At 47.4% G+C, this 13,744-nt stretch carries 9 protein-coding genes; 4 read left to right on the top strand and 5 right to left on the bottom strand.

All coding sequences use genetic code 11. The annotated features are described in order from the left end of the window. The first annotated feature begins 51 nt into the window (after positions 1 to 51). Positions 52 to 2,724: a DNA mismatch repair protein MutS gene (gene mutS / locus LEPBO_RS0112470; protein WP_017287906.1), complete on the top strand. Its 2,673-nt coding sequence runs from the start codon at positions 52 to 54 to the stop codon at positions 2,722 to 2,724. Positions 2,725 to 2,834: 110 nt separating this feature from the next. Here the strand turns inward: mutS and LEPBO_RS36965 are convergent, their stop codons facing one another. Beyond that, a complete protein-coding gene (locus tag LEPBO_RS36965; protein ID WP_017287905.1) occupies positions 2,835 to 5,000 on the bottom strand; it encodes a sensor domain-containing protein in 2,166 nt (721 codons plus the stop codon). Between the two features lie 192 nt (positions 5,001 to 5,192). Further along, positions 5,193 to 6,032, bottom strand: a complete 840-nt coding sequence (locus tag LEPBO_RS0112460) for an alpha/beta fold hydrolase (RefSeq protein WP_017287904.1) — start codon at positions 6,030 to 6,032, stop codon at positions 5,193 to 5,195. Here LEPBO_RS0112460 and LEPBO_RS0112455 point away from each other — a divergent pair. The 3 genes from LEPBO_RS0112455 to LEPBO_RS0112445 all read left to right on the top strand — a co-directional run bounded on the left by LEPBO_RS0112455 (position 6,024) and on the right by LEPBO_RS0112445 (position 9,281). After that, positions 6,024 to 6,932: an RluA family pseudouridine synthase gene (locus LEPBO_RS0112455; protein ID WP_017287903.1), complete on the top strand. Its 909-nt coding sequence runs from the start codon at positions 6,024 to 6,026 to the stop codon at positions 6,930 to 6,932. The two genes, LEPBO_RS0112460 and LEPBO_RS0112455, sit on opposite strands and share 9 nt — an antisense overlap. 36 nt (positions 6,933 to 6,968) lie before the next feature. Beyond that, complete coding sequence (locus tag LEPBO_RS36960) at positions 6,969 to 7,274, top strand: hypothetical protein (RefSeq protein ID WP_017287902.1); 306 nt, start codon at positions 6,969 to 6,971, stop codon at positions 7,272 to 7,274. Positions 7,275 to 7,388: 114 nt separating this feature from the next. Next, positions 7,389 to 9,281 carry an alpha/beta hydrolase family protein gene (locus tag LEPBO_RS0112445; protein WP_036045785.1) on the top strand — a complete coding sequence of 631 codons (1,893 nt, stop codon included), beginning with the start codon at positions 7,389 to 7,391 and terminating at the stop codon, positions 9,279 to 9,281. A 215-nt stretch (positions 9,282 to 9,496) separates the two neighbouring features. Here the strand turns inward: LEPBO_RS0112445 and LEPBO_RS0112440 are convergent, their stop codons facing one another. The 3 genes from LEPBO_RS0112440 to LEPBO_RS0112430 all read right to left on the bottom strand — a co-directional run bounded on the left by LEPBO_RS0112440 (position 9,497) and on the right by LEPBO_RS0112430 (position 13,649). Further along, positions 9,497 to 10,843 (bottom strand): oligosaccharide flippase family protein, encoded by a 1,347-nt coding sequence (locus LEPBO_RS0112440; RefSeq protein WP_017287900.1) that lies wholly within the window; start codon positions 10,841 to 10,843, stop codon positions 9,497 to 9,499. A gap of 28 nt (positions 10,844 to 10,871) precedes the next feature. Continuing rightward, positions 10,872 to 11,339 carry a CRR6 family NdhI maturation factor gene (locus LEPBO_RS0112435; protein WP_017287899.1) on the bottom strand — a complete coding sequence of 156 codons (468 nt, stop codon included), beginning with the start codon at positions 11,337 to 11,339 and terminating at the stop codon, positions 10,872 to 10,874. Between the two features lie 63 nt (positions 11,340 to 11,402). Next, positions 11,403 to 13,649, bottom strand: coding sequence for a phosphoketolase family protein (locus tag LEPBO_RS0112430; protein WP_317135181.1), 2,247 nt, complete (start codon positions 13,647 to 13,649; stop codon positions 11,403 to 11,405). Positions 13,650 to 13,744: the final 95 nt, after the last annotated feature.

The following is a 13,744-nucleotide window of genomic DNA, read 5'->3' as shown; positions in this document are numbered from 1 at the left end:
CATAATAAATTGAGGCAGGCTAAAATTTAGTAAAAGAGTACTAATTCTTTCATGACTGTTCCCTCGACTCAGCCCGATCCGACTCATGGAGTTCCCGATCGCTTAATCAAACATTCAGTGCGATATGCGGATCATCGTGCTGTCCAGCGGGAGCATCTCACTCCCATGATGCGACATTACGCGGATCTCAAAGATCAATATCCTCATGCAATTGTCCTGTATCGAGTCGGGGACTTTTATGAAACGTTTTTCCAAGATGCACTGATTGTCTCGCGAGAACTAGAAATTGTTCTCACTTCCAAAGACGGCGGCAAAGAAGTTGGGCGCGTACCCTTATCAGGCATTCCTCATCACGCGCTCGATCGCTATTCTGCAACGTTAGTCGAAAGAGGATATGCGATCGCAGTATGCGATCAAGTTGAAGATCCTGCCGAAGCACAAGGATTAGTTCGGCGAGAAATTACCCGTGTGATTACGCCCGGCACCATTCTTGAAGAAGGAATGTTGAATGCGAAGCGAAATAACTTCTTAGCTGCAATTGTGATTGCTGGAAATCATTGGGGATTATCCTATGCGGACATTTCAACTGGAGAATTCTTAACGACGCAAGCCACCGGACTCGATCAGCTCTGTAGCGAATTAATGCGATTGCAGCCTGCGGAAGTTCTGATCCCAACCAATGCACCTGATTTAGGCGGGTTACTTCGACCCGGAGAGCGCTCTCCCCATGTTCCAGAAAGCTTGCCAACCCAGTTTTGCTATACCTTGCGATCGCAAGCTCCCTTTAATCAACATGAAGCTCGACAGCGATTGCTCGAACGTTTCAAAGTGCGATCGCTCGAAGGTCTAGGCTGTGAACATCTCCCCTTAGCAGTTCGCGCCGCAGGAGGATTGCTCGAATATCTCGAAACTACTTCAGAGCGCAGTGTGATTGATACAACCAAATCAAAAACACCCGAACTCACTCAAGTCCCACTTCAACCGATTTGTACTTACACCATCAGTGAATATCTCACCATTGATCCCCAGACTCGGCGCAATCTAGAAATCACGCAAACCGTTCGAGATGGTGTATTTCATGGCTCATTGCTGTGGGCACTCGATCGCTCTGAAACGTCGATGGGAAGCCGTGCTTTGAGACGATGGCTCTTGCAACCTTTGCTGAACATTGACGACATTGAAGCCAGACACGACACGATTCAAGAACTCGTCCGCAATGGCATCCTTCGCGAAGACCTCAAAGCCATGCTCAATCAGATTTATGACTTGGAGCGCTTAGCAGGTCGAGCCGGATCGGGAACTGCCAACCCGCGCGATTTAGTCAATTTAGCTGAGTCGTTGAGTAAACTACCCGAACTTGCGAGGCTTGTCGCTCAGGCAAAATCTCCCTATCTCAAAGCATTGCAGCATGTTCCACCGATTCTGGAGCAGCTTGGCAAACATCTTCAGGCGCATTTAGTCGATCGTCCACCACTAGGTCTGAAAGAAGGCGGTTTGATTCGTGAAAACGTTGTGCCGCAGCTAGATGAAATGCGCCAGCAAGCTGTAGACGACGAGAAATGGTTAGCCGAACTCGAAAAAAAAGAACGCGATCGCACCGGCATTCAAACGCTAAAAGTTGGCTATAACAAAGCCTTTGGCTACTTCATTAGTATCTCTCGCGCCAAAGCTGATCAATGTCCCGAAGGCTATGAACGCAAGCAGACCTTAACGAATGAAGAACGCTTTGTGACTCCAGAACTAAAAGTTCGAGAAGGTCGGGTGATGAACGCTCGGCGAGAAATCGGGGAGCTAGAGTATGAATTTTTTGCGGGACTGCGATCGCAAGTAGGAGAACAAGCCGAAGTCATTCGTAAAGTGGCTCATGCAGTCGCAGCAGCAGATGCTTTAGCAGGACTGGCAGAGCTAGCCGTTTATCAAAATTTTTGTCGCCCTCAAATGTCAGTAGGACGAGAAATTGCGATCGTGGAAGGTCGTCATCCGGTTGTTGAACAATCGATTCCCTCAGGATTCTTTGTACCAAACTCCGCAGAACTGGGTTCTCCTGCACCCGATCTGATTGTTCTGACTGGTCCGAATGCAAGTGGTAAAAGCTGCTACCTGCGCCAGATTGGTTTAATTCAACTCATGGCACAGATTGGGAGCTTTGTTCCGGCTGAATCCGCACAACTTGGCATTTGCGATCGCATTTTCACGCGGGTCGGTGCAGTCGATGATCTGGCAACTGGACAATCGACATTCATGGTTGAAATGAATGAAACGGCGAATATTCTGAACCATGCAACAGAGCGATCGCTCGTGCTACTTGATGAGATTGGACGAGGAACTGCGACGTTTGATGGATTGTCGATCGCTTGGGCAGTCGCCGAACATCTCGCAACTGAGATTCGAGCCAGAACGATTTTCGCAACGCACTATCACGAACTGAATGAACTCGCTTCGATCTTGCCGAATGTCGCAAACTATCAAGTCACAGTGCGAGAAATGCCCGAGCAAATTATTTTCCTGCATAAAGTTCAACCTGGAGGAGCCGATCGCTCTTATGGCATTGAAGCTGGACGACTCGCAGGACTGCCGAGTTCAGTCATCGATCGTGCCCGGCAAGTCATGACCCAAATCGAGAAACATAGCAAAATCGCGATCGGACTGCGTAAAGGCAAAGCCAAGCCATCAGAGCGAGCGAAAGAACCAGCCCAACAACTTGACATTTTTACTGAACTTTAAGGCAGCCAGGAATTTCTCAAGCTTGATGCAGACAATTGAGCGATCCCACTTCATCAACTGAAAACAAGCTCGTTCTGTCTTCACGTTATCCGCTAAAGGCGAAATCCAGATCAAGTCTGAATCAAATGTAAGAACGGATGGGGCTGAGGAATTAACTTGGCAGCCTCAAGTCGAGGCAATGGCTTCGAGAATAAAAACCCTTGCCCATACTCACATTTCAGCGCTTTCAACTGCGCTAACTGCTTCGTCGTTTCTACCCCTTCTGCGACTACATCCATCCCCAAATTCCAAGCCAGTGTAATAATGGTGCGAACGAGTTCTAGCTTTTCACCATCGACATCGACCCGGCTCACAAAAGAGCGATCGATTTTCAGTACATCCATCGGAAATCGATACAAATAGCCCAACGAAGAATATCCTGTGCCAAAATCATCTACCGAAAGCTGAATGCCCATCGCTTTAAGCTGTAGCAACATATCCATCGCAGATTCAGTATTCTCCATGATCGCGCTCTCAGTAATTTCGAGCTTTAGGCAGTGAGCATCAATCCCAGTTTCTACCAGAATCTGGCGAATTTGATTAATCAAACTTGGCTGCGAAAACTGCCGACTCGAAAGATTGACGCTCACTGTCAAGGGCGGTTCTGATGAAAATTCATCTTGCCACTGTTTTAATTGCCGACAGGCTTCACGCAGTACCCATTGCCCTAATGGAATAATTAAGCCAGTTTCTTCTGCGATCGGCACGAATTTTGCAGGTGAGATAATGCCTTGCTCTGGATGTTGCCAGCGCACTAACGCCTCAAATCCCATAATCCGCCCCGTCGCTAAAGCAACAATCGGCTGATAGTACAATTCAAAATCTTGGCGTTCAACCGCTCGACGCAAATCATTTTCAAGCTGCATCAACGCCACAACATGCGTATGCATATCGTGATCGAAGACTTCATGACAAGCTTTTCCTTGCGCTTTAGCACGATACATGGCGATATCTGCACCGCGGAGCAAATCTTCTGGGCGATCAAAATCAGTTGAAGAGAGCGTAATGCCAATACTGGCTGAAGTAAACACTTCATGACCGCTGAGATTAAATGGGGTAGAGAGAGCTTTCTGAACTCGCTCTGCAACTTTCGTTGCGTCCGCATCACTCTTAATGTTTTCCAGCAAAATCGTGAATTCATCTCCACCCAGTCGGGCAACCGTGTCATGCTTATTCAGACAAGATTCAAGTCGTCGGGCGATCGCAATTAACAGTTGATCCCCAATCATGTGCCCCAAACTATCGTTGATCACTTTGAAGCGATCGAGGTCTAAGAACAAGAGCGCAAATCGATAGTTCGGATCTTCATGGGCACGCTCAACAGTCTGACTCAACCGTTCCATGAAGAGAAGCCGATTCGGCAGACCAGTCAGAGAGTCGTGAAACGCATTCCGACGCAGTTGTTCTTCAACTATCTTGCGTTCTGTTACTTCCCGCATGACCGAAACAAAATGAGTCACTTGCCCCTGCTCGTTGCGAATCGGAACCATGTTGACATCGACCCAAAAATGAGACTCGTCTTTGCGATAGAGAATCACTTCGGCTCGAACGGGTTCATGAGCATTGAGCGTATCTCGAATGCGATCAACTTCACTGATCGAAGTCTTTTCACCTAGCAAAAGCAAAGCAGACTTTCCAATCGCTTCACCAGAAGAGTAGCCTGTTGCTCGGGAAAAGGCATCATTGACATAAACAATTCTCAAACCCAGGGGATCGTCGATCGCTTCTTCCGTCTGCGAGATCATGACGATCTCATTTGCGTTGACCACGACCGATTCAAGCAGTCGGAGATATTCCTCAAGCCATTTGCGTTCTGTGATATCTTTGACCGTGATTAACGTTCCGCTGGCTTCTCCCACGGCGTTACAGAGTAACGTGGAGTTGACTTCCGCCCAGAACTTTCTGCCATCTTTGCGGCGAAGCTGTCCTTCCTTCCAGCCATAAAACGGCTGAGATTGATCGGCGGAGCCTTGAAATTCTAACCATCCTTCGATTTCATGAAAAAATTGATGGGCGGGTCGCCCCACCATTTCGGCAACAGAACAGCCGACTAATTTCGCCAAACGCGAGTTGACATACAGCACTTCATCCTGCAAATCTGTGATCACAACGCCATCATTGAGATTTTCGACCACAGTCTGCAAGAGCCAATCGGCTTCTCTGAGCATTGCAGGACGATTTGGCTCTACTGCTGTGCTTGGAGTGCGAGATGTCTCCAGGTCGATCGACTTTGCCATGCCTGCTTACCTTTGGAAATTGACACTCATTAAGAAGTTCACGTTGAAGGCGATAAAGCTTAACTGCAAATGGATAATTTTATCCACGCTTAATCTATAGAAGTTGATCGCTAAGTTTTGCTTAATAAAAGCAGCACAAATCCAACTGAAATTGATAGATTCAGTCTGCCCACGATCAGAGATGAGTGAACGTTAAGGATGGAGTGAACGCCACTGAGAGATGAGTGAGGCAAGTTCGGGAAAATGATTTTGTGGCAGACTATGATCGGCATCCTTCAGGATAGAGAACTTGGCGTTTGGAATTTCACGAGCATACGTTTCGCTATGCCAAAGTGGAATCGTTTCATCTTGATCGCCTGTGATCACTAAAGTCGGTGTGGTGATTTGGTGAATTTCTTTTTCAACCGTATCGATCGCATCTTCGGGTCTTAAGCGATCGACTAAAAAGGATCGGGCGGCAGGTTGGGCATTTAATTCTTGCCGCATCCAAGCAATTTGAGCAATTGTTTTTTCTTGTCCAATCTGAACTGTGATCGGTTTAATCAAGGCTAATGCCCAATCAATCACAGGAGTTTGCCAGAGGAGAGGACGCAGATGATCATATCGTCCACAGAAACTATCATCGCGAATTCCAGCGGGAGCCGCGAGAATTAGACCTTTCACCGATTCAGGATATTGCAACGTATAGGCAGCCGAAACCCATCCGCCAAAAGAATGTCCGAGTAAATAAAAAGAGTTTAGTTCTAAGGCTTGAACGACTTGGCGTAAGAATGTGACTTCTTTGGCGATGTCATAGCGAATGATAGGACGGGCAGAAGCTCCAAAGCCGAACAAATCAATGCCAATACAGCGAAAATTTGGTTTGAGCAGTTCGATCAGCGGCAACCAATTGGCTGCGCTACCCATAAACCCATGTAGCATGACAATGGGAGTGCCTTCACCCACATCGAGATAAGCAGCAGGCAGCAAGGTTGATCCGTCTGGTAATCCGTCAAAATCGAGTTGAATTTGGAGAATCTTTTTTTGAGTCATTTCAATCAGGGTTGGGTGTACACAGATCGAATCGATCGGCAAGGAAGGACGTTACTAGATTATTATGCTGAGCGTTATCCGCATTCTTCTCGACAAGATTGGCTCGATCGCATTCAGTCTGGCGCAATTTCGATCAATGATATTCCAGTCAGCGATCCCGAAATGCCATTGCAGCCTGGTCAACTGCTGTCTTATCAGCGCTCGCCTTGGATCGAGCCAGATGTTTCATTCGAGATTCAATCGCTATACGAGGATGAGCACTTGCTTATTTTATCCAAACCGTCTGGATTGCCTGTCTTACCCGGCGCAGGCTTTCTGGAAAATACATTGTGGGGATGGCTACGCCGCGAGTATGCGACTCCTCCAGTTCCAATTCACCGATTAGGCAGAGGAACTTCGGGAGTGATTGTTTTAGCAAAAACAGAGCTAGCACGATCTCAGTTATCGAAGGATTTGCGCGATCGTACGTTTGAAAAACGATATCGGGCGCTCGTTACTGGAATTCCTGATGCAGATCAGTTCACTGTCACTCACCGAATTGGCAAGGTTGCCTATCCACAGCTTGGAGAGTTGTATGTCGCAACGGAAACCGGGAAAGAAGCCATCAGCCATTGCCAGGTGCTAGAGCGCGATCGCATTCCGAATGCCACGTTGCTAGAAGTTACAATTCCCACCGGAAGACCGCATCAGATTCGGATTCACTTAGCGGCAGCAGGATATCCACTTTGGGGTGATCCGCTTTATGGAGTGGGAGGAGTCGCTATCAATCAAAACTCAGTGCCTGGAGATTGTGGTTATTTACTTCATGCGTATACTGTCGGGTTGATTCATCCTGTTAGCAAAGAAAAGATGACGATTCAAGCAGAACCTCCGACTTTGCTCAGTCCTTCCTATAATTGAAGTCTAGGATGCGAATTGCATTTTAAAGAGGTCACTATGCTTAAATTTGCGTTTCTGATCGTTCCCTTGCTGCTGATCAGTTCTGCTGTTCAAGCTCAATCCATTCCAAATTTATCTGTGCGCGATCGCCAACGCCTCAGCCGCGATCTCACTCCTTCAAACTCACAAGAATTTTTCAATCTTGGGCACAACCAACTAGAGCGCGAAATTCGACTTTTAGAACGGCGATTTACAGCTCAGCAAGAAAGCCCGTTAAGGATTGATCCGAAACTACGCGATCAGGAATTTCAAAGCGATTCGATTCGCAATAGAGTGATACCGAAAATGCAACACCTTAGATAGTTGCAGGTTGCAAAAGAGCGAATCACGATCGAAGATCTCTCGTATCATGAGGAAATGCGATTTCTTACACGTTTTTTTGCCGCAGTTCTCGCGGTTCTTCTCATCTCTGGATCTATGACAGTAGCGCAGACAACCAACATTACGCCGGGCGATAACCTCGTCGCCGAAGGCATTCCACCTATTCCTGAATCGTTGGCACAAACCGTCGATCGCTATACTCAGTTCCGTTCCGCAGGATTTGTGAGTTGGCATCCTGAACGTCGCGAAGCCTTGATTGTGACGCGATTCGGAGACGCGCCTCAAATCCACCGCGTTGCTTTTCCACTGGGAAGTCGGCAGCAGATGACTTTCTTTACTGAACCTGTGTTTCGGGCAAGTTATCAGCCGACGAAAGGGGATTACTTTGTGTTTAGTAAAGATACAGGCGGCAATGAGTTTAGCCAGAACTATCGCTATGATTTTGCAACAGGCGATATTACGTTACTCACAGATGGCAAGTCGAAGAATAGCGGCGGGGTTTGGTCGAATCAAGGCGATCGCATGATTTATACTTCGACCCGGCGGACTGGAAAGGATACTGATTTTTATACGATTAATCCAACCGATCCAAAGAGCGATCGCTTACTGGCTGAAGTTGAAGGCGGCGGTTGGGGTGGATTAAATTGGTCACCCGATGATAAACAGCTTTTAGTCATCGAATACGTCTCGATCAATGAGAGCTATCTTTGGTTATTTGATACGACTTCGGGTGAGAAAAAGCTACTCACGCCAAAAGGTGAAAAAGATAAGGTTTCTTATCAAGGCGGTGTGTTTAGTAAAGATGGCAAAGGATTGTATGTGATTACCGATCGAGAATCGGAATTTCAACGCTTAGCCTACATCGATTTAGCAACCTTCAAGCATACTTACCTCAGCACTCAAATTCCTTGGGATGTTGAAGATTTTGATTTGTCTCACGATGGCAAACAGCTTGCGTTTGTGACCAATGAAGATGGCATTAGCGTGCTGCATTTGCTAGATACGGCGACAAATCAAGAGAAAGCTTTGCCAAAGTTGCCGATCGGACAAGTGAGCGGAATTATCTGGCATCGCAATAATCAAGATCTAGGATTTACTTTAGTTTCTTCGCGCTCAACAGCAGATGTATATTCGCTGAATACAGTGACGAACAAAATCGATCGCTGGACAGAGAGTGAAACAGGTGGATTAAATACTGCGAATTTCTCAGAAGCAGAATTGGTTCGCTGGAAGAGTTTTGACGATCGTACAATTTCTGGGTTTCTCTATCGTCCGCCTGCAAAATTCACAGGCAAACGTCCTGTCATTATCAATATTCATGGAGGTCCAGAAGGGCAATCCAGACCTAGCTTTTTAGGACGCATCAACTATTACTTAAATGAATTAGGTGTTGCCGTAATTTTCCCAAATGTGCGGGGATCAACTGGATATGGCAAGACATTTTTGAAGCTAGATAATGGTTATCTACGCGAAGATTCTGTGAAAGATATTGGCGCATTGCTAGACTGGATTGCGACTCAACCGGGGTTAGACAAGGATCGAGTTTTAGTCACAGGCGGCAGTTATGGCGGATATATGTCATTGGCGGTGGCGACGAATTATAGCGATCGTATTCGTGCTGCAATTAATATTGTCGGAATCTCGAATTTTGTCAGTTTCTTAGAGCGGACGGAAGGCTATCGTCGGGATTTACGCCGAGTTGAATATGGAGACGAACGCGATCCAAAAATGAGAGAATTTCTGCTCAAGATTTCTCCGTTAAATAATGCGGAAAGAATCAAGAAACCTCTCTTTGTCATTCATGGTAAAAACGATCCAAGAGTTCCATTAAATGAAGCAGAACAGATCGTAAAAACTGTGAGAAAGAACAATGTTCCGGTTTGGTATCTGATGGCAACCGATGAAGGTCATGGATTCTCAAAGAAGAGAAATATTGATTTTCAGTTCTATTCCACCATCATGTTTATCAAAGAGACCTTGTTAAAGTAAAACTTGCAAGTTTTACTTGTCCCGCACGAGGTTGAAATCCCGTGCTCGTCCGGGCAAAGTCTCTAAAGAGGCTGTCTTTCTGAGCCATTGGCTAGGTTCTGTAGTCCCTTGAGGGAGTTTGCACGGCTAGCACCGGGTTTTCAATCCGGTGCGGGACAGAAACGCAGTCAAGCTAATGTTCAGGCGGTTTTGTCAGCCAAACAGTTCCTGCATCTCTAACGCCGATAGAGTTTGTCCCGTATGAACTCAATGTCTTGCGGGACAAACCATAGGCTAGGTGGAGCAGTTTTTAGCACGACTGGGTAGCAGATTAATGTTGAAGCTAATCGAATGAGCGCTGAGCAGAGTAAAGCTAGACCTAGACCTAGTAATCCGTAGCTCGGAGTCAACCATAAAATTAACGGGATGCCCAAGCCTAGCCCTAAGCTTTGAATCACAGTTACAATCCCCGGACGATCAAGTGCCATAAACGCTTGCGCTAGAATCACCGAAGTCCCGCTCACAACCGTTTCAAGCGCTAACACTCGAAAGACCGGAATTGCTGCTAAGTATTCTTTTCCATAGAGTAAGTTCAGAACGAGCGGTGCACAGATCATCATGAAAGCTGCCATTACAATTGCTAAAAATCCGCCAATTCGAGCCGCTCGACCTGTCATCTGTAAAACTTCTTCTGTAGGACGTGCCGCCGCTTTGGGAAATAGCACGGTGACAAATGAACTTTGAACGACATACAGCAATTGACAGAGACTAAACGCGATCGCAAATAGCCCCATTGCTGCCGGAACTAACAAACTGACAGCTAAGACCTGCTGGAGTTGTCCCGCTAAAGTAGAAACGAGGTCAATCCCATAAGCCCGCAAGCCATAGCTGAGCAGTCGTTTGGTCGATCGTCGAACCCGCTCAAATCGAATTGTAAAAAACCGCCGAGTACAAGCGATCATCCAAACCAAAATCGGGATTCCAGGTAGCCAGTAAGAAATCACTGCCGTAAATGGAGTCAGTTTTCCCAAGAGCGCCAGTCCGACTAGCATGACTAAAGTACCGAGTGGGAAAACATAGCGCATTTGATTCGCGATCGCGAATTCGTCACTTGCCTCCATAGACGATCGCAGAATTTCTGTGAACATTGCGATCGGAACGGCTAACATCAGCGCTTGTGCAAAATGAATTGTATCAACTGAGTATTTTCTCAGAAGGATTGGAATCGTAAAAATTCCAATCACAGCACCGATAGTACTCAGGATCACGCCAATGAGAATAGCGGCTGAGAAACTTTTCGATCGCTCAGTCGGATATTTTTTGAGCGTGTAAAGTAGGGCGCTCGGTAAGCCGAACGACAAAGAATATGCAAAAAATTGGGGCCAAATCGCCATTGCAGCTTGTTCTCCCCGACCACTTGGACCCAACAGCCTTGCGGTGATGGTTCCGGTTGCGACATTGAGAAAAATGATCAGAAATCGAGCAAGCAAGGTTTGAAGAATGGCAGATGTGCCATCGCGTCCCTGAAGCGAGCGAGATCCACGCTGCCAAACTTCTGCAATCCGTCCTCCCCAATTCCTCATGCACTCACCTTTAGAACGCAAAGTTATCTTAGCGTCCTTCTAGCATCAAGAAAAAGGCATCATCTAACTCATACCCTAACGTCTTCGTCATCGACTTGACCCGCGATCGAGCTTCAATTTGCTGTTCGGTGAGCCAATTCAGCATCACAAACGTTTTCTGCATGACGAAGATTTCTAAGGCTTCCGGGTTGTATTCAATCCCATCTTTCTGAATTTGATGCGGAACGAGCATGGCAGCATAGCGACCCAGTTCCTTTTCCGACCAGTTCAGTAAAAATGGCATCCAAGGATAGGTCGCATCGAGCCGGATAAACCACAATCGGATCTCTGGAATCTCTGAATATTCACGCGGATCGCTAGGGTCTAAAGGGTAGTCAATTTTAAATTGAATCGATTGCTCATGTTCACGGAGGTTGGGTTTGAGAGATTCGATGCGGTCGATCACTTGACTGAGATCGACTGTATCAATCTGTTCGGCAGTGAGATGGATAATCATTGCTTTGTCGTGCGTGAGGGTTGAGGACTCAAAGTTCTTCGAGAACTTTGAGTCCTGTTCGTCTTAGCGAGCAAGCTCGATCGCTCGGTTCACCATACCTGCTGCGGTAATGCTGTTAAATGCCATCAGTTCGCCTGCAGTTGCAGTCGTCTCACCGCGTCTCCAAGCAAAGGTATCGCGTTTTGCGGTACTCCGAAGCATGATTGGCTCTAGCATTCCGCTTGCGCCACCGGTGACACCGATTAAGGCATCGCCACCAAACAGTGTGTCAAACGTTGCATCATCAATAAATCCACCATCCGGCTCAGAGCAGGTGTCCCAAGCTACATCGGATGCACGATATAAGCGGCGAGGATTGACGATCGAGACAATTCTTACCCCATATCCTTGAGCTTCTAGACTCGATGCTGCTTCAAACACAGGCACTAAAGTCATATCGCCAATGACACCAAATACGATCGTTTTCGATCCAGTGCTTTCATGCAGAATGATGCCACCTTGCTCGATCGCTTGTCGCGTCTGTTCTAAGGTTGTCCGAATCGGCAACGGGGATTTACTCGCTGTGATCACAACGCCTTTGTTTTTCGTGGTCAGTGCCCAGTCATAACAAGCTTGAATGCTATTCGCATCGGGTGGGAATAGTGCGAACACGTTGCCATTTCTGAGCATTGCGGCAAAGTACGCTTCAACTTCAGGACGTTGGTGAGTCCAGCCATTTCGTCCTTGCTCTAAGGCTCCAGCGGTAAACAATGTAATGGTCGAAGGGGTGGGACGACGCAATTCTGCCATCGCTTGCGTTACGGTTTGCCAGATAGGTAGTCCGTTAATGGCGAAGGATTCATAAGAACACCACAGCGATCGACATCCCATTAATGCCAGTCCTGCTGCTAATCCCGCACAAGCATCTTCGCTCAAAGGCTCATAGACTTGACCGTTGGGGGCTTGGTTATAGAGCGAATCTTCGGTCGGGTGAATGATCTTCAATGCCTGGTTAATGTTGGCAATCCCAGAGGCTTCGTTTCCGTCTGCGTTGGTCACTAAGAAAGCGCGATCGCTTTGTCCAACATGTCCCACCAATCGACCCATTGCAGTCGTCGAAACTTTCGCATCTCCGCCCACGGCATATTCTTCGAGCGGCAACTGTCCTAAATCGGGTAAAGCCCGCTCGAATTCAGTCACAACCGTTTTGCTAGCAGAACCACCGCCTGCACGTTCACAGTTCGATCGCACTAATGCCCAAGCTTCAGGAGTCAATGCCCGCGCTTTCAATGCGGTGATGATGTCTTCATTTTCTAGCGTGTGTTGAGCATAGAGGTTGTGAGACTTCGAGCCTTTTGCGTGAACCCCTGCACCTTTGAGCTGTTTGATGATGAAGACGGTTAACTGACCGCCCAATGCCGATTTCGCGGCTTGATCTGCGGCGGTTAAGACTGCGTTTGTAAACTTAATCCGATTCTCCAAAGAGAACACGGTGCTATCAACGTACTCGCTGGGCTGATTGCGATCGTCAAAATCTTTCGCATCGACTAGGACAACATTCTCGAATCCATTCCCTTTCCAGAAGTCGATCATTTGCTCATTGGTTTTGAGCGACACCATGCTGTGATGCTCTTGCGAGTAGCCATTCCAAACCAAGATCGGCAAGAAGTTCGTCACCCCTGGAAATGCGGTGTTGAAGTGTGCCATCGAACTCATAATGTATGGCTCACCTAATCCACCATCCCCGACAGTAAAGGGGAACAATTTATCGCGATGCAGGAGAGATGCTGCCATTGCAAAATGCTGCCCTTGCCCCAAAGGCCCTGCCGGAGCCAAAATTCCCGGAATGAAACCGGACAAGTGCCCTAAGAGTCCATGCTTTTCCCGGAAGCGATCGCGCAATTGCTGTACGGTTTCGATGCCCATATCTTCAAGAGAGCGATCGAGGAACATGGCACTATAAAATCCGGGCGCGTGATGTCCGACTTCGGTGATGATGTTTTTATGCCCTAACATGACAAAGGCTGCATAGGCTTCGGCTTGGCTGGCAAATCCACCGGGGTGTCCAGAGGCTTTACTGGCTGTCATTTGCAGAATCAAATAGCGCAGTGCGTCCGCAGCGAGCAGTGTTTGATAGCCCGCAGCCGGGTCGGTTGGGTCAGTGATCGCGGTTTTGCCGTCGGCGATCGCTGATGTTTTGCCATATGTCTCAAACCCTGGTAACTCGTCGCTGAAGTATTGAATCCCTTCTGTAAAAGCGGGTTTGGTCGAGATTGGGTTTGTCACTGCGGTCATACTTACACCTGCTGCGTCTTGTAATGGGTCTGACACTCTATCGTACACAGACGTTGCACGCTTGAGAATCAATCTTGCTGGCATGTGAGGGATCGATGTGTTGATGCAGTGAATAGAACAAAATCGATGAT

Source organism: Leptolyngbya boryana PCC 6306 (genome assembly GCF_000353285.1).
Classification (GTDB): Bacteria; Cyanobacteriota; Cyanobacteriia; order Leptolyngbyales; family Leptolyngbyaceae; genus Leptolyngbya; species Leptolyngbya boryana.
Note: the sequence above shows the minus strand (reverse complement) of the source record. Positions and strands in the feature narration are given on the sequence as shown.

Coding starts and splice junctions, on each gene's coding strand:
- mutS (WP_017287906.1), top strand. CDS start 52: ATGACTGTTCCCTCGACTCAGCCCGATCCGACTCATGGAGTTCCCGAT.
- LEPBO_RS36965 (WP_017287905.1), bottom strand. CDS start 5,000: ATGGCAAAGTCGATCGACCTGGAGACATCTCGCACTCCAAGCACAGCA.
- LEPBO_RS0112460 (WP_017287904.1), bottom strand. CDS start 6,032: ATGACTCAAAAAAAGATTCTCCAAATTCAACTCGATTTTGACGGATTA.
- LEPBO_RS36960 (WP_017287902.1), top strand. CDS start 6,969: ATGCTTAAATTTGCGTTTCTGATCGTTCCCTTGCTGCTGATCAGTTCT.
- LEPBO_RS0112445 (WP_036045785.1), top strand. CDS start 7,389: ATGACAGTAGCGCAGACAACCAACATTACGCCGGGCGATAACCTCGTC.
- LEPBO_RS0112440 (WP_017287900.1), bottom strand. CDS start 10,843: ATGAGGAATTGGGGAGGACGGATTGCAGAAGTTTGGCAGCGTGGATCT.
- LEPBO_RS0112435 (WP_017287899.1), bottom strand. CDS start 11,339: ATGATTATCCATCTCACTGCCGAACAGATTGATACAGTCGATCTCAGT.